Genomic DNA, 20,267 nt, shown 5'->3' with positions numbered 1-20,267 from the left:
TCAATGTCCTCCCAGGGATGCAGCGGCAGCCTTATTTTCCAGAAGTTTGCTATAGGCTGTTTTGTATTGGGTGAGCGGCAAAGGCAGAAGGATAAACCCCTCTACCTCGACTCCCAGTTCCGGGTCACGGCTTTTGCCAACAATCAGCGCGAAGTGTTCACTTGCCTTGGGGTCGACCGTGTACACGCCGGTTGGACCCTCAGGGTTTATCTGCCCAGGCCCAAACCGAAGTTGCCAGGTCGTAGGCGTTGATACCCCCGTAGGCGACATCGTCAGATGGATTGAATGCTCTGTATTACCCTCTTCAACCTCAGTGACGTAGAGCGGAGCAAAGTTGTTGCCAGACACCAGCCAGGTTTCTCGAGTCAGTTTGGTCTTGGGGTCATACACCAGCACTACATCAACATGAAAGGTCTCAACTGTACCTGCGGTATACCGAACCTTGGCACCGCTGAGAGCGCTTAATTCGCCTTTCGCATTGTCTCCGTCCTTGAACGACCAGATTAATTTCGAGGCGTCTTCAGTAGTACCTGCCATCAGGTCGACACCGCTGCCCTCCGTGCCGAGATGGTACGCCAGGGGGGTTAAACTGAGCGCTTCACGCACTACCGTTAGCAACGCATAGCCGCTGACACCGGCATCCGTTGTAGCCTTGACCCGATGACGCATGAAATCACCACTGAATGCAGCATCTGCGGGTGCTGTATATCTGCCAGTTTTTGCATCGATGGTACCGATGTTCGGATCGTCTTGATGCAGTGGTTCTATCTCCCACTTGGCGATGGCCACGCCATTAGACACACTAAACGCATGGTTAGCGCCCGCCATGATGATCAGCTCTTCGACATCCAACCGGGGTAATTCATGGTGCGAACTAAACCACCCTAGAAAAGCAATATTGGCGGTCGCGGGCGACTCGCCGACCAAAAAGTTATTACCAAAGCTCATTTTAATAAGGCGTTCCACTGCGGGGATCGAGAGTTGCGCCATCACGTCCTTAACTACTTCTGTGACACACAAATTCGAGAAGACCACTAACAACCTTGCCCAGATGGGGATCCACCCTTTGTAATCAGACTCATCGAGATCTATTACCTCAAACTCAAACCCGAATTGTGGCAGCTCCCCAACCAGTCTACCTTCGACCCGCTTATGAAATCGAAACGGCCCCCACTTCGGGATTTCTCTTTTGAAAAAATGAACCTCTCCCTCAACCTCCCAGGTTACCCTAGCTCCTCCTTTTTCATCTGTGAACACGCTAAACTCACCGCCTGTGGCTACCCGCATCGAAAGATCATGGAAGTAAATCGCGAGAGGCGGGCCCTCTGCTTGCTCATATTCAGCCACTCCATCCTTGATAATAATTTCAGGGTTTTTCAGTTTGAACGACTGAATTATCCCGTCAGCGCCATACACCAGATCATAGGCTGTTACAGCGGGAGAATGACGGGCCATGCTTTCGACAAGCGAAACAAATAACGCATACATCGGATGGAACAGCACAGTACCCGTGTAGGCCTCGACACCTGAAGGGAGCAAGTATTTGAAGTCAGCATTATCGCCGGGCAATTCAGTTGATTCTTGCCCTATTGAGCTAATGAATACCTCGACCGCCCCCTGCCCCTCTACCTCTTTATCTGCACGCGCTCGTAACCGGTAAGTCTGCGGCGCAAACCCATCCGGCAAGTCGAGGGCAATTTGCCCAAACTCGAACGTTTGTTGTTCAGCGTCCAACCCGAGAAACCAGTCCTCAAAACTCTTCCCGTGCAACTTTTGAACGGAGGCATCCTCGCCAAATACCAGCTGGAAATTTGTACTTTTACTTAAATCAACCAGCAGCCTCCTTTCATCACCCACCTTTATAACGGTGTCATCTAACTTAAGGTCCATCGTTAACAGCGGCGCGTGCAGGGGCTTTATCCACTCCACGCGATGTACCAACCAGCGTTCCGCGCGCCGCGTCAAGCCGACATCCCCCCCGCCCAGCAATGCCATGCTCAGCCGGGCAATACTGCCCTCCGAATCCTCCGGTTTGATGAAGGTCAGCCGTGGCTTGTCGAGAAGCGCGCCATGCAGCAGATAAATGGCGTCGTCATCGTCTGACTGTTCTGGATCACTAGAGAACGGGTCAAAGTATGTATTTTCCGCAAAGCGCCTGACATATTCTTGAGCGAAGACGTGGTTAACCGTTGACTGATCAAGGCTCACCACTACATCCCAAGCTGGTGCCCGCACACCGCCTGCCAGCCATTCGATCAACTGCTGTTTATTGAGCGCCATGGTAATCCCTCACTGTATTTAGGCTGGGTGCCTACTGCCTTGTTTTACGCATTATTCTCGGCGGGCACTACTGGCAGATTTACCAGTTGCGTCGTCAAGCACTTATTCCTTAGCTCGCCGCGCCTCATCAAAAATATTCCTGGCGGCGTGAAGCGATCACTGCGAGCGGCGTATACTGCACGCTATTATTCAATACCCAAGGACATCGCCATGGCCACTGCCCAACTTGACTATCACCTGCATCTACTACAGCACCTGCGTACCATATTGGCCGCACTGGGCGAGGCCGAGCAGGTGCCCGAGGAGAGTCACGCTCTGTTCCTTGAGCGCTTCGATGAACTGCTGACGTTGCTCCCCAAAGACCCGCTGGAAAGCCAATACCTGGGTCAGGACCTTATCTGCCAGGTCATTCAACGCTACCCGCAAATCGCCCATTTGGTGCCACGCGATCTGCTGTGGTTCTTTGGCGGCGACTGCCTGCACTTCATGCCGGATGAAGAGCTCGATCTTTACCAAACATTGGAAGAGCGTCGATACCAAGCCGAACAAAATGGCGAGGCGTTCGACTGGCATCAGCAAAAGCGGCTGCTGGCTCAGCCTGACGAAGGTAGCCAGCACTGACCAATGCTCAGCAGCCCGTCTACTCAGCGGGCTGCATCTCCCTGCTCGGGTTAAAGGCCATTCTCGTCCTGCAGCTCGCCGAGAATCAGCCCCTCTGTTCCATAAAAGGTAATCGAGTTACCGGCCTGCTCAAGGCTTGCGACCCTGCCCCCCTGATAGAGACGATTTTGTGTGCCTACCCCATCTCGGCTCATACCCGTGAGAATGTCCTTGCCATCGTAATGATATTCCGCCAACACGATGTCACCTTCGGCGGATGGCCGGCTAACCTTGATCAAGCGGTTGACACGATCATATTCAAGCAGATGCCCTTGCTCGTCGCAGGTCATATTGCCATTAGCGTCGTAGGTCAATTCAATTTCGTGCAGGGCTGGAAGATCCCAGAGCAACCACAGATCAAGAGGCTTGATAAGCTTCAGTGCCTTGACCAGCAAACGTGCGCCGGCAAGATCAAGGGCTTTTAAGCCGCCATGGTGACTAACAACGTCCAAGCCCTTCAGCTGGGCAGGGTCGTCATCAGAGAATGAATAAAATATTATTTGCTCCCCCCCTTCCTGATATTCCGTCATACATAGATCGATATTATCAAGTTCATCGTAGGTGAAGACTTGGCTTTTGATCGCGGCGCCTGAGGGGTCTACAGGCAGCTCGGAGCCTGTGCACTCGTAGCTGGTCAGACGCTGCCTGTCGTCATAACCATAGGTTTCCAGCCGTATGATCTCTTGTGTCTTTGTATTTCGAAGCGTGCGCGAGGTCAACGCATCGACATCGTTATAGCAGTGTTCAAGACATTGGCCATCGCCACTGCCGGGTACGAACGTACGCGTGCACTCACGATCAAACTGATCATAGGTCAACTTAGTTTCCAAGGACTGCGGCGGGTTGCCTGTAGTGAAAGAGCACAACCGACCAAAGCTGTCGTAACTTAATTCACTACTCACTTGGTCGCCCAAGCCAGTCCCTGTTAATTGACCACTATTTTCGTCGTAATCGTACGTCTGCTCCAGCCCCTGGGCACCCGTGTAGGACGTTATGCGCCCACGTTGACTGTGGCCATAATTCACTTCATAGGTCACGCCTGCTAGCTCACGCTTCTCCCATTTGACAGCGCCGTTGAGATAATGGGTACGCTCGAAAGTCTGATCCATAACGGAACATTCACGCAAACGAGCATTTTTTTCATGATAAGTAAAAGTGGTTTCCTGAACAACTTCTTCCTCGTCATGCGCCGTGACGTCGATGAATTGTCTTGCTTTAGGCTCTTCATTCAATCGGAATTCATATTGATAGCGGATAATCTGTCCACCCGGCGTAACCACCTCGCAGGGCTTACGCTCACTTCCTTTATACGTGTAGGTCTGCTTGCGCTTACCTGTCGTGGTACTTTTTTCACGGTCCAGGCCGTCGTACTCCTTCTGCCCCAGCTCTTTACCCGCAACACTGATGGAGGTTGGCAAGTCTGCGTTGCTGTGCTTGGCAAATGTGCGCACCACTTTTGCACCGTCGGCTAACGTCTGTTCGAGCTGCCGACCGAATACGTCATAGCTGTACTTATTGACTCTCTCGCCCAATAAGCCAACCGCTTCGCTTAGGGTACGGCCTAAGCCATCGTATGTATTTTGCTGCAGGCTAATTCGAGTTTCCTGATAGTTGTCTCCCTCCCCCGACCATTGCAAACGCTCTGTGCGCGCAGGCTGGTTGAAGAGGTTCAACCAGGTTTTGTTAATACCACTACTCTCGCCGTCTGTGCTTTCCCGCCAACGTTTGACGATACGTTGTTTGGGGGCGTCTGCCGGTTGCCCAGGGTAGCTTTCGCCAACAGGATCGTCTTCTTCTATCACCTTGATCCCATCGGGTCCGGTGACTGCGCGTTGTTGGCCCCAATCATCGTAGTCATAGCTGCGAATCAGCGTTAGATCATCCGATGTTTGCGCGCTGCGCCAATCAGTCTCAGTTTCGCTTTGCAGCCTTCCAAACGCATCGTATGTGGCCAGGTATAGCGCACGGAGTAGCTCCTCCTCACCCTCCTGCCGCGGCGTGGCATTGTCGAGGTCATTACGCTGTTCTTTGACCGGCCTGTTCAGTCCGTCAAGGAGGGTGTGTGTCAAAACACAATTCACATCGGTGCGTTTCTGGCTGGCTCGATCATTATCGTTTGCACAGAGCCAATACGTGTAGCTACGGTCAGCCATATAGGGGGATTGAGGGGCGACGATTTCCTGGATGACCCGGCGCAGCACATCATATCGGTAGTTAATCCTCACGCCATTGTCATCTTCGCTAAGTAATAATTCTCCAGTGAGCAGCGAGTGTTCGCTGGTCGTTGTTTTTTTGATGATGTTCGTGGGGCTGTTGTCGTGTCCGGTGACCGTCTGGGTGATCACCAGCACTGTTTCGTTATTGTCATGAGTGGCAAACGTTGGCGCCCGAGTGGCGTAGGTGTAACTGGTCTTGGTTGGCAGGTCGTTCATGGTGAGCGTGTGCTCCTCCAAACGGCCATAGGTGAGAGGCTGCTCGATGCGCTCGAAATACTTGTACTGGGTGCTCTGCAGGGGCTGGATCACTGCCCCTCCCTCATTGATCTGATCCAGCGTCTCTACCTCTACGACATGCCAAGCGGTGGTGCTCGCATTGCCTTCATACGCCGGCAGCGTGCGGTAGCGATAACCCTGGGACAGGATCGGTGCATCGAGCGTTTGCCCAGGCTTGGCCGGTGTCACGGTCTTGCTCTTGAGGTGGCGTACGAAACCACTTGGGTCTGCCGGGCACTTGTCGATCTCTCCGGCGGCGGGGTACCAGAGGCTGGTTTCGACTACGCCGCTGGGGTGCTCTACGGTGTGCAGGTTGCCGTCATCGTGATAGGTACGCTTGAGCACCTCCGTTCGGGCAGTGTCGGTTTTAGCTTTGCGCCAGGTGGTAGTGGTGGTCAGCGGCAGCTGGCAATAGGCAGGCTGGTCCTTGAAAGGCTTGCCTTCCGTATAGGCATAGCTGGTCTCCACGGTCTGGATGTGCAGGTCATCCGCAGGCCCTTGGCTGGTGATCTCACGGGTCAGCAGGTGGAACTTGTTGAAGTGCCGTTCGATGCTGCGCAGGCTTGTTTTGCCATCGGCGCTCAGCAACGTTTCTACCGAGCCATAGCGATAAGGGTTGGGATGCTTGTAGAGGATATCCAACCCCGGCGTGGGTTCGCCGAGCGCGAGGTTGGCCCCCAGGAAGTTATTGTCAGCCTGGTAGCCGTCTTCTTCGGTGTTCACTGTGTACGCGTAGCTGACGATTTGATTGCAACTGGCGCCGGCCTTGGGCACCTCGTCGGCGTTACCAGGCCGAACCTCATGCTTGGAAACCCTGGGCAGGGTGCCGGGAAGGTTGTTACTGCGCTTATGCCCTACCGGATCATAGGTGATGAGCTCCCAAGCACCGGTAGGGGTACGCACCTCTGCAAGACAGTTGTAGGTATGGCTGACTGTATACATGAAGCGCCACTTGGCCTGATTACCATCGACCGTCGGTAATTGCAGTTCAATCACCCGGCCTTGCGTATCCAATTGCATGACGAAGCGTACCTGGGTGGCTGCAGCGCCCTGCGGATTGAGGGTGATCTCCACTTGGCGCTTGCTTTCATCACGCTTGATTTCGAGCAGCGGGGCATAGACGCCTTCGACGTCACTGCCCTCGATGCTGGCCAGCCGGTCGTAGGTCTGGCCATCAGACTCGAAGGACGCATAGGTGAACTTCAGCGGCAGGGTTTGCCGAGTCCAGACCTCGACAGGCAGCGCGACAGGCCGGCTGGCAGCGCGGATTTGGAGTTTTTCGAGCAGCCCGGAGCGGTGCTCGACGAGGTAGTGGGTCGATCCGCCATCGGCTACTTCATCCAGGTGAAAGCTGTCGAGCTTCTTCTCTTCCATCAGCATTTGCGCGCCGTTACGGCTGGTGACCAAGAAGCTTTCGCCGGTATGTAGAGCCGCCACCTGGGTATCGGGAGTGAATTGCGACAGCTGCAGGTTCCAGCCCTTGCCGTAGCCTGTGTCTTGCTGATTGAGTGGGTTGAAGAACAGCGCCAGGGGCAGGCTTGGGCCGAGCAGGGCGTTGGCTTCGACCTGCGGCAAGTTGAGCGACACCGTGTACTGGCCTGTACGCGGGTCGACGCCGCTTTGCAGGAAACTCATGAAGTTGAAGGCGTTGGAATGGAGGGCGGTCGTGGCGGTCATGGTCAGTTGGCCTCGTGAGGTTCGGGCTATGAACAGCTACCCCACACGCTAGCAACGACCCGTACGATCCACACCTAGCATTTTTGCCAGTTTCATAGCGTGAACCCGTGCTGTAAAAAATGGGTAAACGATTACCGCACTACTGCGCAAATAATGAGGACATGACAATGAAATCCACTGATCCGCTCGCTGCCTCCCCGGATCTCGAACGCATTGGCATAACCGATAATGAATTAGCGCGGGTGCATATTTACCCATCACATGAATCCATCGTTGCTATAGATCAGCTGAATCAACAGCCTGTACCCGTATTTATCTTACCGCATTCAAGCATGGGACTCGGCGACATCGTTAAGCTCACCTTCCAGGGTTTCCGGGGTGACAATCCGCCCACAATAAGACGTTGGTCGATCACGATAGAAACAACAGACACACTCATCGAATTTAGAGTACCCGACAGCGAGTTTTCAGTCTGGAAAGGTAACTACATCAAGGTAAATTATACCGTTTTGGCAAAGGACTCAGACGAGATTAAATTCACCTCCTCTGAACAACGCTTCGATATTGTAAAAACATACGAGCCAGACAACCTCCTCGAGCCACCGACTATCCCCGACACTGAAGATGGATTTCTGAATCCAGCATTGATTGGCGCCGAGGGAGCGACAGTAACGCTTCGCTACGATGATGTTGAGGAACATGATGAAGGGGTGCTATTGATTCAGGCATTCAACGGTTCGGACTCAGTCGTTGCCAACACCCAACAATGGCGCAGGGCCAACACCGATGATGTAAACAACAAGCGGTTAAACTTCACCATCGAGAAGGCTTGGTTTGAGCAGCTACTTGACCACCAACTTAAACTCAGCGCCCAGATTGCAACCACGTCATTCGCCCGCAGCTCCAAGCCAGGCGAACTCACTGTGAAAAAATCTCGAATCCTTCCCGCTCCCAGCCTGGCGGGTGCTGTCAACGGTGAAGTCGCCGCGATTGTCATACGCCAGGCGGCTGTCCTGCAGATCCCCAAAGATGCCGAAATACAGGATGCGACCGTACTGGGTTGCGTAAGTACCGAGCAAGGCACATTACTCGCCAGCGTGGTGATGAAACCTCCGACCGAAGAGCAGGACAACGTAATTGCGTTTCCGGAAGCCCTATTCTCTTCCTACATCGGGGAATCGCTGAACTGGTACTACGAAGTATGCGATGGAATCACATACGAACGTTCCCCGCTACGAAACATTAAGCTCAACAACGTTCCACTGAGTTCAATGCCAGCGATTCAGTGTGTCGAAACCTATGGAGAGGGCACATTGGCGCTGAAAAACCTGACGCCTGCCGTGAGCGGTGCCAGCCTTAAACTCAACCGTTGGCCATTCATGAAGCAGGGGCAGATCGTTAATATCAAGGTTTCATTAAAATATGAAAAAGAGAGAAAGGATTACGCATTCGAACAACATCTCGTTAGCGCCGACGATGTCAAACAAGGCGCTGTAGTCAAGCCACTGCCACGCGAAGAACTCCTTAAAGTACAACGCGGTAGCCATATGGTGATCACGGCCCAAGTCGCGTTTAGAAACGGCGGCCCTGCTCAGCCTTTTAAATCGGTGACCTTGCAACTGATTGATTGACTCCAGGCCGCTTCGGCAGAGGATTCGCCCATGGAAAATGTATCACCTACCTCCCTGCACAATGCATCAGCCGAGGCACATCTCCTCACGAATGCGCAAACCCTGAATTGCGAAATCACACTTGACGGTTTCCCCTCGACAAACGCATCTGAGCGCCGCGGCAGCATGTATGCCAACGGTGCGCAACAACTGGCTATACGCGTGAAACTCTGGCGAGCGGGCGGTGTGGTTTCACCTGAAGAATGGGACTCGCTCACCCTGCTTTACAGCGATAAAAAAACTGAAGTCGAGGTTTTACCGATCAAAGACGGTGAACCACCGCTTCTAGCCGTCTCTGGGAAGTGGGCCTACACATCGATCAGAAGTGCAGTCTACGAGCAGGCCCATGACGGATCCTCCCAGGTGAATGCAGAGGCATATTCAGACGCCTGGACATATAGGGTGTTGCACCTTCACAGCACAGTTTCCGAGACCACTGGAAATACCGATTTTTACGTGTGTGTAACCGACAACGACGGTACAAAACATATTATGAATACCCAGCCGATTTCAATATCCATTAAAAATCAACCAAGCCCACCCCCAATTGGAATGATGTCGAAAAATATTGAAGGATTTGACTACACCACTGACCCAGGCGAAAGCGAATTTAACGAAACCTACAAATATGACTACAATCCGGTCACTCAAGAATATTTCATACTAAGTATACGGGGAGGGTTCATTACCTGCGATGTGAAAGGGCGTGAAGAAACAGGTACCCAGGGTCGCTGTTCCATCGTCCGTTTCGAGCGCGACCATATAACTGAAAGGGTGTGCACTGTGACCGGCGTAGTGACATCTAGAAACCAAAAATATATAACCTTTGATCCCCAGCTATATAACTCCGACTTCAACCCAGCCTTTGGCAGTCGCTTAGTAGAACTACCTATACACGGGTATCTGGATGACAACACAATCGTAATTTCGGTTCATCGCTTCAATGATATCTCTATATCCTCCATCCCGGAAAATTGTCAGAAAGAAATCTTCGGCAAATGGGGCGATGACTTAACGCTTACTTTTCGCAACCGCCAAGGAAACACGTTTGAACAAATGGTTTCATTTCCTGAAAAAAAACAAAACTATCATAGGAATGCTTTAGTAAGGAAAAATGCATGAGAATATATTTTTCGAATGATCCAGACTTCACAACATCTGACTGGTATCATGACATTGTTACGGGCAGCACCGAATACAATGTCAAGCAAGCCAGCGGTGGCAAGGGTGCTAATTATTTCAGGCTTTATAAAGTACCTTCTGGATGCGAATTCAGGCTACGAAGCTACATGGCAGACAAGCTTATAACGAACTCCACCTTAATCCGCGCCACCAACTTTGAAACAACCACCGGCGTCATTGATTACTTCTCACTCTTGATGCACCCAAAACGAGCATTTGCGCCCGGAGTATTTAAATTGCACGACTACCTTTTTCTCGTTGAGCCTGAATATAATATTCACAAAGTGGAAGTAACTTTCAATATATAGGACTTCTGCAAGATAGACACCCCATGAGCACTATCTCTTAGCAAGTCACCCCACGACTTTGCCCTAGAGATACCAAAGCGCTTACCGACGTTAACTATTGGTTCCCTGGAGTAAAAAGTGCACAATTCCCCGAGACAACAGACTGAACCCAGTCTACTCCCAAGCATCATTCAACCCAGCGAGGTGTCGAGCATTTCGCATAACGATAAGGTTTACTTTATCTTAGACCCCCAACTCCTCCCGCAAGCGAGACGGAAATGGACAAGCTCAAAAGGCTCTATTACTGATCAAGGCTTGTATGTAGCGGGCTCAACATCGTCTGGCACGTCTACTGTGATGTGCCAACCTTTTCATAATAACATAACTTACCCTTTGTTTTTTACAACCCTAACTCACGCACCCCGCTTTAATCCAGTCCCAGACCAGGAAAATGTGAAAAGTGGAACACTGAAACTTCCGGGGCATGAAAAACTCCCTATCAGGGTCGAAATGTTTGGCAATGGCGCTCAACAGCTAGCTTTCGAAGCGCTGATCTCAATGGAAACTGGAAAAAATCTGGCGGAACCCGACTGGGAACGTTTTTACATATTTGATTACTATAGCCACCAGCCCCTTCCACGTCTTGAGCATGCCACAAAACCTGTATTAGAAGCGGGCCCACTCAAATGGGGGTTTGCAACAGAGAGGAATGAGGACTTTTATCCCGCTGCGCCGAGCCAAGCAAGCGAAAACAGTAAAAAAGCTTCAGACTCATCGAAAATTTTCTACCTGCATAGCCTGGCCAATTCGACGTCTCGAAAAAAAATCTACGCAGGCTTGCAAGATAAGTATGGGTGGTGGCATTACTTCAACGAACAGAATAATATATTTGAAGTGTCAATCCTATCGTTCACCCCCCCCACAATGAAAGCACAACTAGAAGACAAATACCGATTTGGCTTTACAGACAAGCGCGCACCCTATGATTACGAAGTCAACCTTGACACTCATGAATACTACGAAATTTTGATCAGCGACGGCTTCAAACATTGCACAGTCCGGGGTATAGATGATGCGCCGACACACCCCCCCCGAACTTCTATTGTACGATTTGAGCGTGACCTAGGTGCTGAAACCGTATGTACCATCACAGGATTAGTATTGGAAAAAAATCAGAGCCACATATCATTTGATGACGAACTCACCAAGCTACCGCAACTGGCCTTTCTAAAGACCATCAGCTTCTCTGGCAGCCTTCAAGCTGACTCCATCATCCTATCAGTTCATCGCTTCTCTACTCTTCCTGCTGACGAGTTTACCGAGGAGCAACGTAAGCAACTATTCGAAAATTACGCCAACGATCTATTACTTGAATTTCAGGATAAATACGGCAACCGCTTTACAAAAAGCATTGGATTCATCCCGAAAAATCAAAGCCGCCACCGCAATACAATTATTTTTTAGGTGCCTTCATGCTCATCTATATTTCCGATCACCTACCAGACCCGGCAACACGGCTCTCCACCAACAGAGTTGGACCAAATACTGCTGTCAACTTCCATGGCGACCATTATTACATCAAAGTCATGGATCTTCCCTCAGCGACTTCTTTTATTCTACGCGGCCCTGGCGACGACATGCACATCAAAAGTTTTTTATACCTTGCCAATACCGGCTGGCTGAGATGCGGTGACATTAGAACAGCACCCAAAGGTATCATTGCGCCAGGTCTCTACAAAATTGATTAACGTCTTTGGTTAAATCTAAGTATCCCTCTTCACTCAGTACTCCAAGCGACGGGTATCACTATGACCGCCACGACCGCCCTGCACTCCAACGCCTTCAACTTCATGAGTTTCCTGCAAAGCGGCGTCGACCCGCGTACAGGCCAGTACACGGTGTCGCTCAACTTGCCGCAGGTCGAAGCCAACGCCCTGCTCGGCCCAAGCCTGCCCCTGGCGCTGTTCTTCAACCCGCTCAATCAGCAAGACACAGGCTACGGCAAGGGCTGGAACCTGCAGCTGTCGCAATTCACTCCCGATACCCAGGTGGCGGCTCTACATACCGGCGAAAGCTTCTTGGTCACCAGCCGTAACGGCGCGCAAATGCTGATGGAAGAGAAGAAGCTCGACAGCTTTCACCTGGATGAAGTAGCCGATGGCGGATCGACCCACTACCTCGTCGAGCACCGCTCCGGGCTGCTCGAAAAACTCCAAATCCGCGCTGCCAGCCGGCCTGTCGCGCTGCCTGTCGAGGTCTGGACTCGGCAAACCCTGCCGCTGAAGTTCACCTATGCGTCCTTCGAGTCTGATGGCCAGACCTACGACCGGCTGGCCAGCATCGAGGGCAGTGACGTCGAAGGCGTCTATGCCCCGCTGCTCGAAATCAAGCGTGATGAAAGCAAGCGCCAAGTGGAGATCACCCTCAATCCGCAGGGCGCTGCAGCCACCCAGGTACGCTTCGTCATGCAATTGGATACGCAAGGCCGGGTGATTGAACTGCAATTACCGACGGTCGATGGTAATCAGGCCAAGTGGCGCTTCATGTATACCGTCAGCCATACCTACAACTGTCTTGCAGAGGTGCGTACCCCTACCGGTGCTTGGGAGCTCATCACCTATGATCCGGTAGGGCATAAGCGCAGTAACAACCTTCCCGGCACCCTGCCCAGGGTTTCCAAGCATGAGGTTCGGCCTGGTAACGCCGACGAGGCGCCCAAGGCCGGCGCCAGTTGCAATCAAATCGTCAGCTACGCGTACACAGTGAACACCGAAGAAGACGGCTACCAGGCTGACAATAACTTCCTGGGGGCCAACCTCGCGCTCGGCGAACCCACGCCGGGGTTGGATATCCTCTACAAGCATCCCAACCCTTATCGCTATGGCTCGGTAGAAACGTTGCTGAGCGCCGATGGCAATACAAGCCTGCGCAGCATCGAACGGCACTTCAACAAGTTCCACCTGCTGACCCGTGAGATCACCAGCCAAGGGCCTGCGGATGACCTGCACATCCAGACCGTGGAGACCAGCTATGCCTATACGGAAGGCAAGCCTTTCAAGGACCAGCCTGCCTATTGCCAGCTGCCGCTGACCACCGCTACCACCTGGCGCAAAGCTAAAACCGACACTGCCCGAACGGAGGTGCTCAAGCGTACCTATCACGATGACGGCAACCTGCACACCGTAGAACAATCCAGCGGCGTCGTCGAAACCAGCCTCTGGTATCCCGCTGCGGGAGAGCAAGGCGCGTGCCCGCCAGATCCGGGCGGCTTCGTTCGCCACCTCAAAAGCAAGACCACTACACCGGCGCCTAGTGCGCTAAAGCCGAGCGCACCCATACTGCGCCAAGGGTATCGCTATAGCGCGCTGCCTGCATATGCCGGTAATGCAAGCACCGCCGACTGGCCGGTAACCGAGATAGAGACGCTGGAGGAAGTCGATGCGCAAGTGCAGGTGCTCCAACAGCTGCAGAGCACCCAATACACGTACTTCAAAAACCAGCAACAGCCTCTTACCTACGGTCGCGTGGAGGAGCTCACACTCACCATCAACGGTCTTGCCACCACGACCAGTTACACCTACGCCACTCGGTTGTCGACCTTTGCCAACGTTGCCAACGATGACAATAAAGAAACGGTGCTGGTGACCACCCAGACGGTCACCGGGCACGACAACAGCGCCACGAACATCATCAAAAAAACCACGACCAGCGAACGCTCGCTACTCACTGGAGAATTATTACTTAACGAAGATGAGGAAGGTGTACAAGTCAGCTATCAATACGACCTTTTGCGTCGCATCAGCACAGAAGCAGTAGCGCCAGGCACTGATCACGCGGCAACACGCCACTACCACTACGCGCTGTGCGCCAATGATAACGACAGAGCACAACAGACGTTTATTACTGCGCACGGCATAACCACGGTGACCCATCTGGACGGGCTGGGGCATCCGGTGAAAGAACACCGTGATCATATCGATGAGGCTGACCTGAAGAAATCATTCGTTATCCAGGCCATCGAATACGACAATTTCGGCAGAGTCACAAAGACACTTAAATACGATTTCGATGGGGCCAAGTCACTCCCAACGCTCCGGCATCGTTACGCCTATGATCACTGGAGCCAACAGAACTGGGTCGAACAACCAGACGGTGTCCAAGAGCACACGCTTAACGACATGGTCGGCGCCAATGCCGCCCAAACCCGCACAGTGGAAACATGGCGCCAGTCGGCGGGCGAAGCGCCCCAGATCAGCAGCAGGCGTAAAACCTGGTTCAACGTATTTGGCAAACCGGATAAAATTGAAAGACTCAACCGTCACGGTGTGAGCGCAGGTACCCAGCGCTATGAATACAATGGGCTGGGGCAGTGCGTAAAGGAAACAGATGAACACCGCAATAGCACACGTTTCACTTACGACCCTTGGGAGCGTGTCACTCAGATCCAATTGCCGGACAACGCCAAGGTCAAACGTGCCTACGCGATGCACAGCAGCGAGGATCTGCCCACCAAAGTCCAAATCACCTACGCCGGCCCTGCGGGGCAAACCGATCCGCTCATTGAGTTGGGCAGCAAAACATATGATGGAGTTGACCGTGTTACGCAAATCACGACAGGTACACGCACGCAGAAACTTGATTATGATGAAGGCAAGCGCCTGCCCAAGCAACGTATTACCGCCGCTGAAAGAATACTGAAGTTCGACTACCTGCCCACGCTTACTGACCTCCCCCTCAACACCACGCTGATGGGCGAAGCCAAAGCAGAATTTCAGAGTGAGTTTACTTTCGATAACGTCCGCGCGAATCTGCTGAGCGCCACTAACCAACACGGCGTAAGACGCTTTGGTTACGACTGGAACAACCGACAGAAGAGCGAGACCTGGGAAGAAAATGGCAAGGCCGTTTTCAATCGCGAGAAACGCCACTCCCTTAGAGGACTCGTGCTCAGTGAAGCAGCAACCGACTTTGCCCCCACACGCTGGCACTATGACGATAAAGGGCGAGTCATCCGCATCGAGCAGACGCCGCTCAGCGTAGAGATCGGTTACGACTCGCTGGGGCGCCCAAACTCGGTCGAGCTAAAAAAGACCGCGAAGGCCGGGCCACTCAACAAGACCACCATCGAGTATGACGAGCACGACCGCGAAGTTCTTCGCACGCTAACGTTGGACAACCAAGCCATACGAACGGTGACTCAAACCTGGGGTCTTGACGATTTGCTTCGACGACGAGAACTCAAGGAGGGTAGTTCATTACTACTCGGTGAATCGTTTGGTTACGACACCCACAAACGCTTATCGACGCATGAGTACAGAGGCACCCTTCTGCCGAAAGACGCTCTGGGGCGGAACATCATAAAGCAAAGTTTTATCTTTGATGCTTTCGATAATATTGTTTGTTATCGCAGTGATTTCGACAACGGCGAAGATGAGCTCACCGAGCACCTTGCAAACGTGAGCAACCCTACCCAACTGCAGTCAATTATCCATCATCCCGCCCGTAAAAACCCTATGCCCCCATTACGCTACACCCCGGACGGCCACTTAGAGCAAGATGAACAAGGACGACTGCTGGCATACGACGCACTTGGGCACCTGCTGCAAGTCACCAACGGGAGCACCGATCAGCAACCACACAGCACTTACCGGTATGATGCACTCGGGCAACTGCTGTACACCAAACGTGGCGCCGATGGCGATGAAACGCGTTTGATATTCGAAGAAAATCGCCTGCGTTTCGCTATTCGTGGCGCCCATAAAATACAGTGGCTGCATGCCCTGGACATACCCCTGGCTCAGCAAGGTCCAACCAGCTCGGAATCCCCCCTGTTACTGCACTGCAATGCCAATGGCAGCATCATCACTGAAGCTGCGGATGCTACTCGGCACGATGCCAGCTACTCGTCCTATGGAGCGCTTTCGGCAGATGCTGAGCAGTGGACCAGCCTGTTGGGCTTCAACGGAGAACTCATCGACCCCGCCACCGGCTGGTATCTACTGGGCAGCGGCTATCGTACCTACAATCCGACCCTCATGCGCTTCCATAGCCCCGACTCGCTCAGCCCTTTCGGCAAGGGTGGCATCAATGACTACGGTTACGCCCAAGGAAACCCCATAGCCTTCCGCGATCCGACGGGGCACTTCGCCCAAGGTATCGCTTTAACCAGGGCATATGAGAGGACCGCATACAACGCTGGCGCCCAAGGCATCGAACTGACCTCTGCTTATGAAACTGAGAGTGAGCGTTACTATCGCTACCGCCGATATGAATATGAAGCCGCTGTGAAACGTGCGGAAGAAGAAATGCAAAAGGCGAAGAAGGGTATTCTTTGGAAAATAATTGGCGTGGGTATCGCATCCATCATTTTGTCAGTGGCCAGCTTCGGTGTCGGTATTTATTTTACCGGCCTGCTGTCTGCCATGACGCTGATGAACGTAGTATCCACCAGCTTGACCATCGCTAGCACTGTAGTCAGCGCTGTGGGTTTTGCAAAGAATGACGAGGGAATGATGCAAGCTGCAGACATTCTAGATTACGTATCAATGGGTACTGCAGCCCTGGATTTGTCATTAACGCTCGCAACAGCTAAAGCAACTAAAGCCGCCATGATGGCTCAGAAAACTTTTAAAGCGTCCTTGCCCGCCCTTTCTAGCAGCACCCGCCCCAAAAGCAACGCCATGCCAACTCAAGGGAGCAGCGATGTTCATGCGTTTAGGCACTATACAATTGCATAAATAAAAAAACGCCACTTCAACCGAAGTGGCGTTTTTAATTTGGAGCGGGAAACGAGACTCGAACTCGCGACCCCGACCTTGGCAAGGTCGTGCTCTACCAACTGAGCTATTCCCGCAATGTGAAGCTTTACCGCTAATCGGCGTGAAGCGCCTTGACGACCTTCACCACCACTGCACCGTGCGAACGCCACAGTATTTAAACTGGAGCGGGAAACGAGACTCGAACTCGCGACCCCGACCTTGGCAAGGTCGTGCTCTACCAACTGAGCTATTCCCGCAAATGGCGTCCCCTAGGGGACTCGAACCCCTGTTACCGCCGTGAAAGGGCGGTGTCCTAGGCCACTAGACGAAGGGGACACACAACACTTTTCAGTGCGCCAGATACTGAACCTCACGATTCAACCTGGACTTTCTTTTCCTGCCCCGCCCTTAAGCAGTGCCGGAGAAACTGGAGCGGGAAACGAGACTCGAACTCGCGACCCCGACCTTGGCAAGGTCGTGCTCTACCAACTGAGCTATTCCCGCAATATGGCGTCCCCTAGGGGACTCGAACCCCTGTTACCGCCGTGAAAGGGCGGTGTCCTAGGCCACTAGACGAAGGGGACACGCTGCTGGCATTACTGCCTGCTTTCACTCCCTGCGGCGTATTGCTGTGTGCTTTACGCTGCAAGTGGCGCGCATTCTAGGGACGGGATGGAAAGCCGTCAACCCCTTTGTATAAATTTATTTAAATCAATGACTTCCCTAGTTGTCACCGCTGCGCGCAGGATGTGTCTGGCTATTGGCGTTGATTTTCTGACGATGGCCCGGCAAGCTCGCAGCAAAGTGCCACTACCTTGAGAAATCGAGAAGTGGGCCGACATATAGATTGCGGCAGGCGTGCCGGCCTCTTCGCGGGCAAGCCCGCTCCCACAGGGTACTCGCGGTTCAGTCCGCCAGGCTGCACTGTTCGCCTGTTGGCGAACTCACTACACTCAATGATGCAAAACTTCTTCATGAGGCGTTAACGGTGACACCACTTCTGATCACCCTGCTCATCGTGGCCGGTATCGCGTTACTGATCGTGATCGGCTACCTCAATAATGTGGTCGAGAACAATAAGCTTGAGCGCGCCCGGCTGAAGATCGAGCTGGCCGAACGCGCGCGCCGCTGCGGGGAAATCAACGAAACCTTCCCCGGCCAGCTGATGACCCCTGCCCTCAAGCTGCTGATGACTCGCCTGGAACTGAACGTCACCCAACGTCAGTTGGCGGTGGACAAGCACAACGGTGACCTCAAGGGCCGCCTGGCCGAACTTGAGGGTTTGGTTGCCCAGGGCGACAAGCTGCCCGTGAACAATCCACCCAGCCCGATTCAAACCGAGGTCAAGGCCAAGGATGTGCGCTTCTTGCTCGAAGCGCTGCACAATCAGATCGTGCGCGCTACCCAGGAAGGTTTCCTGGCGACCAATGAGGGCAAGTACTGGGTCAAGGAAATCCGCCATATCCTGGTATTGCTGCATATCGAGTTCTTTAACAACCTGGGGCAGCAGGCGCTGCAGCAGAATCAGCCAGGGCATGCACGGTTGGCGTTCGAGCGGGGTGTGCAGTATCTGCGCAAGCAGCCTGAGCCTAAACAATATGAAGAGCAGCTGACCTATCTGGAGAAGCTGCTGGCACGGGCCAACGCGATGGTGCTCGATCAGATGGAGCCGGCGGAGAATGATCAGAATGAGCTGACGGCGGGGCTCAAGACTGATGAAGATGAGACCTGGAAGAAGAAGGTCATCTACGATTGACCCAAAAAGGGGCCTTGTCAGGCCCCTTTGTCATGCTCAGCAGTCGGTCAGCTCAAGAAAGATCGCCGCCAACTTTTCCAACCCTTGCTGATCGGCCTCACTGAACCGTGCAAGCTTCGGGCTATCCAGATCGAGCACCCCAATCAGCCTGCCCTCTTTCACCAAGGGAATCACCAATTCGCTGTTGGACGCACTGTCACAGGCGATATGCCCAGGGAAGGCATGCACATCGTCCACCCGCTGAGTCTGCTGGGTCGCCGCCGCTGCCCCGCACACACCCTTGCTGAACGGAATGCGCACGCAGGCCACTTGCCCCTGGAACGGGCCAAGCACCAGCTCCTCGTTGCGATTGATATACAAGCCCGCCCAGTTCAGGTCATCCAACTGGCTATAGAGAAAAGCCGAGAACTGCGCGGCGTTGGCGATGAAGTCGCGCTCGTCGGCGAACAGTGCCTGCACTTGCGCAGCCAGCAAGTCATAGCCGTTTAGGCCTGCGCCACTGGCATTGAGGTCGATCATTTATTTCTGCTCCAGCAATTGCAGCCCGACCCAGTAGCGGGCGAACTGATAGGCACAACGGCCATTTCGGTTACCGCGCCCGGTTGCCCAGCGCACGGCGAGTATTTCCAGCGCCTCGTCACGCTGCCAGTCAAGCCCGGCGGCGCTGGCCAACTGGCCGATCCAGTGTTCGACCACGTTGAGGAAGTGTTCTTGGCTGAAGGGGTAGAACGACAGCCACAGGCCGAAGCGGTCGGACAACGCGATCTTGTCTTCTACTGCTTCATTGGGATGCAGCTCGCCGTCGACCATCTTCCAGTTTTCGTTGTCGCTCTGCTTCTCCGGCACCAGGTGGCGACGGTTGGAGGTGGCGTACAGCAAGACATTGTCCGGCGCCTGCTCCAGCGAGCCATCGAGCACGCTCTTGAGTACCCGGTAGTCGCCCTCCCCGGCTTCGAACGAGAGGTCGTCGCAGAACAGGATGAAGCGCTGCTCAAGCTTTTGCAGCTGCTCGACCACCCGCGGCAAGTCGGCCAGGTGATCGCGTTCGATCTCGATCAGGCGCAGCCCGGCATCGGCATGCTCGGCCAGCAAGGCGCGCACCAGCGATGACTTGCCTGTGCCACGCGAGCCCCACAGCAACGCGTGGTTGGCCGGCAGGCCGTTGATGAACTGATGGGTGTTGCGGCCTAGCTGATCGCGTTGCTTGTCGACGCCGATCAGGTCGCTCAGGCGGATATCCAGGCTGACGTGCAGCGGCATCAGGTAGCCGCTGCGGCCATCGCGCTGCCAGCGCGCGGCCAGGGTAGTATTCCAGTCGATCTGCGGGCGCGGCGCCGGCAGCAGCGGCTCGAGACGGGCGAGGACAGATTCGGCACGTTCGAGGAAGGCGTTCAAGCGGGGGTCCATGGTGACTCCTGGCAAGGCGAGGCTTTGAGGTTTTGGTTGGCAGTGCCGGCCCTATCGCGGGGCAAGCCCGCTCCCACGCCGGCCTATCTTCAAGAGGG

The 20,267-nt window shown here is 53.6% G+C and carries 12 protein-coding genes and 5 tRNA genes; 8 read left to right on the top strand and 9 right to left on the bottom strand.

Annotation, left to right across the window (positions count from 1 at the left end; translation table 11 throughout):
* Nucleotides 1-2,280, bottom strand: coding sequence for a hypothetical protein (locus AAZU54_RS13260; protein ID WP_434727263.1), 2,280 nt, complete (start codon nucleotides 2,278-2,280; stop codon nucleotides 1-3).
* A 210-nt stretch (nucleotides 2,281-2,490) separates the two neighbouring features.
* Here AAZU54_RS13260 and AAZU54_RS13255 point away from each other — a divergent pair, with 210 nt between their 5' ends.
* Nucleotides 2,491-2,901, top strand: coding sequence for a PA2817 family protein (locus AAZU54_RS13255; RefSeq protein ID WP_186556954.1), 411 nt, complete (start codon nucleotides 2,491-2,493; stop codon nucleotides 2,899-2,901).
* Between the two features lie 50 nt (nucleotides 2,902-2,951).
* Here AAZU54_RS13255 and AAZU54_RS13250 read toward each other — a convergent pair whose 3' ends face one another.
* Nucleotides 2,952-7,109: a sugar-binding protein gene (locus AAZU54_RS13250; RefSeq protein ID WP_434727262.1), complete on the bottom strand. Its 4,158-nt coding sequence runs from the start codon at nucleotides 7,107-7,109 to the stop codon at nucleotides 2,952-2,954.
* 167 nt (nucleotides 7,110-7,276) lie between these two features.
* Between AAZU54_RS13250 and AAZU54_RS13245 the strand changes: the two genes are divergently transcribed.
* From AAZU54_RS13245 to AAZU54_RS13220, 6 genes are all read left to right on the top strand, one after another.
* The gene (locus AAZU54_RS13245; RefSeq protein ID WP_434727261.1) at nucleotides 7,277-8,740 is read left to right on the top strand and encodes a hypothetical protein; all 1,464 of its coding nucleotides are present in this window, start codon (nucleotides 7,277-7,279) and stop codon (nucleotides 8,738-8,740) included.
* Nucleotides 8,741-8,770: 30 nt separating this feature from the next.
* Nucleotides 8,771-9,901 carry a hypothetical protein gene (locus tag AAZU54_RS13240; RefSeq protein ID WP_405130366.1) on the top strand — a complete coding sequence of 377 codons (1,131 nt, stop codon included), beginning with the start codon at nucleotides 8,771-8,773 and terminating at the stop codon, nucleotides 9,899-9,901.
* Nucleotides 9,898-10,269 carry a hypothetical protein gene (locus tag AAZU54_RS13235; RefSeq protein WP_405130365.1) on the top strand — a complete coding sequence of 124 codons (372 nt, stop codon included), beginning with the start codon at nucleotides 9,898-9,900 and terminating at the stop codon, nucleotides 10,267-10,269. The genes AAZU54_RS13240 and AAZU54_RS13235 overlap by 4 nt, the downstream gene beginning before the upstream one ends.
* 432 nt (nucleotides 10,270-10,701) lie before the next feature.
* Nucleotides 10,702-11,712 carry a hypothetical protein gene (locus tag AAZU54_RS13230; RefSeq protein WP_405130364.1) on the top strand — a complete coding sequence of 337 codons (1,011 nt, stop codon included), beginning with the start codon at nucleotides 10,702-10,704 and terminating at the stop codon, nucleotides 11,710-11,712.
* Between the two features lie 8 nt (nucleotides 11,713-11,720).
* Nucleotides 11,721-11,996, top strand: coding sequence for a hypothetical protein (locus AAZU54_RS13225; protein WP_405130363.1), 276 nt, complete (start codon nucleotides 11,721-11,723; stop codon nucleotides 11,994-11,996).
* 60 nt (nucleotides 11,997-12,056) lie between these two features.
* A complete protein-coding gene (locus tag AAZU54_RS13220) occupies nucleotides 12,057-16,985 on the top strand; it encodes an RHS repeat-associated core domain-containing protein (RefSeq protein ID WP_434727260.1) in 4,929 nt (1,642 codons plus the stop codon).
* Nucleotides 16,986-17,025: 40 nt separating this feature from the next.
* Here AAZU54_RS13220 and AAZU54_RS13215 read toward each other — a convergent pair.
* From AAZU54_RS13215 to AAZU54_RS13195, 5 genes are all read right to left on the bottom strand, one after another.
* A tRNA-Gly gene (locus tag AAZU54_RS13215) sits at nucleotides 17,026-17,101 on the bottom strand.
* Between the two features lie 86 nt (nucleotides 17,102-17,187).
* Nucleotides 17,188-17,263 (bottom strand) — tRNA-Gly (locus AAZU54_RS13210).
* 3 nt (nucleotides 17,264-17,266) lie between these two features.
* Nucleotides 17,267-17,342: transfer RNA gene (locus tag AAZU54_RS13205), tRNA-Glu, on the bottom strand.
* Nucleotides 17,343-17,434: 92 nt separating this feature from the next.
* A tRNA-Gly gene (locus tag AAZU54_RS13200) sits at nucleotides 17,435-17,510 on the bottom strand.
* Nucleotides 17,511-17,514: 4 nt separating this feature from the next.
* Nucleotides 17,515-17,590 (bottom strand) — tRNA-Glu (locus AAZU54_RS13195).
* 404 nt (nucleotides 17,591-17,994) lie between these two features.
* Between AAZU54_RS13195 and AAZU54_RS13190 the strand changes: the two genes are divergently transcribed.
* On the top strand, nucleotides 17,995-18,762 hold the full coding sequence (locus tag AAZU54_RS13190; RefSeq protein ID WP_186557668.1) for a hypothetical protein: 768 nt from the start codon (nucleotides 17,995-17,997) through the stop codon (nucleotides 18,760-18,762).
* 36 nt (nucleotides 18,763-18,798) lie between these two features.
* On the opposite strand, the gene AAZU54_RS13185 is transcribed toward AAZU54_RS13190, so the two are convergent.
* Nucleotides 18,799-19,281 (bottom strand): GAF domain-containing protein, encoded by a 483-nt coding sequence (locus AAZU54_RS13185; protein WP_186557667.1) that lies wholly within the window; start codon nucleotides 19,279-19,281, stop codon nucleotides 18,799-18,801.
* Nucleotides 19,282-20,169, bottom strand: a complete 888-nt coding sequence (locus AAZU54_RS13180; protein WP_186557666.1) for an ATP-binding protein — start codon at nucleotides 20,167-20,169, stop codon at nucleotides 19,282-19,284. It abuts the gene before it with no gap.
* Between the last annotated feature and the right edge of the window lie 98 nt (nucleotides 20,170-20,267).

This window comes from Pseudomonas sp. Je.1.5.c (assembly GCF_051129895.1).
GTDB lineage: Bacteria > Pseudomonadota > Gammaproteobacteria > Pseudomonadales > Pseudomonadaceae > Aquipseudomonas > Aquipseudomonas urmiensis.
Note: the sequence above shows the minus strand (reverse complement) of the source record. Positions and strands in the feature narration are given on the sequence as shown.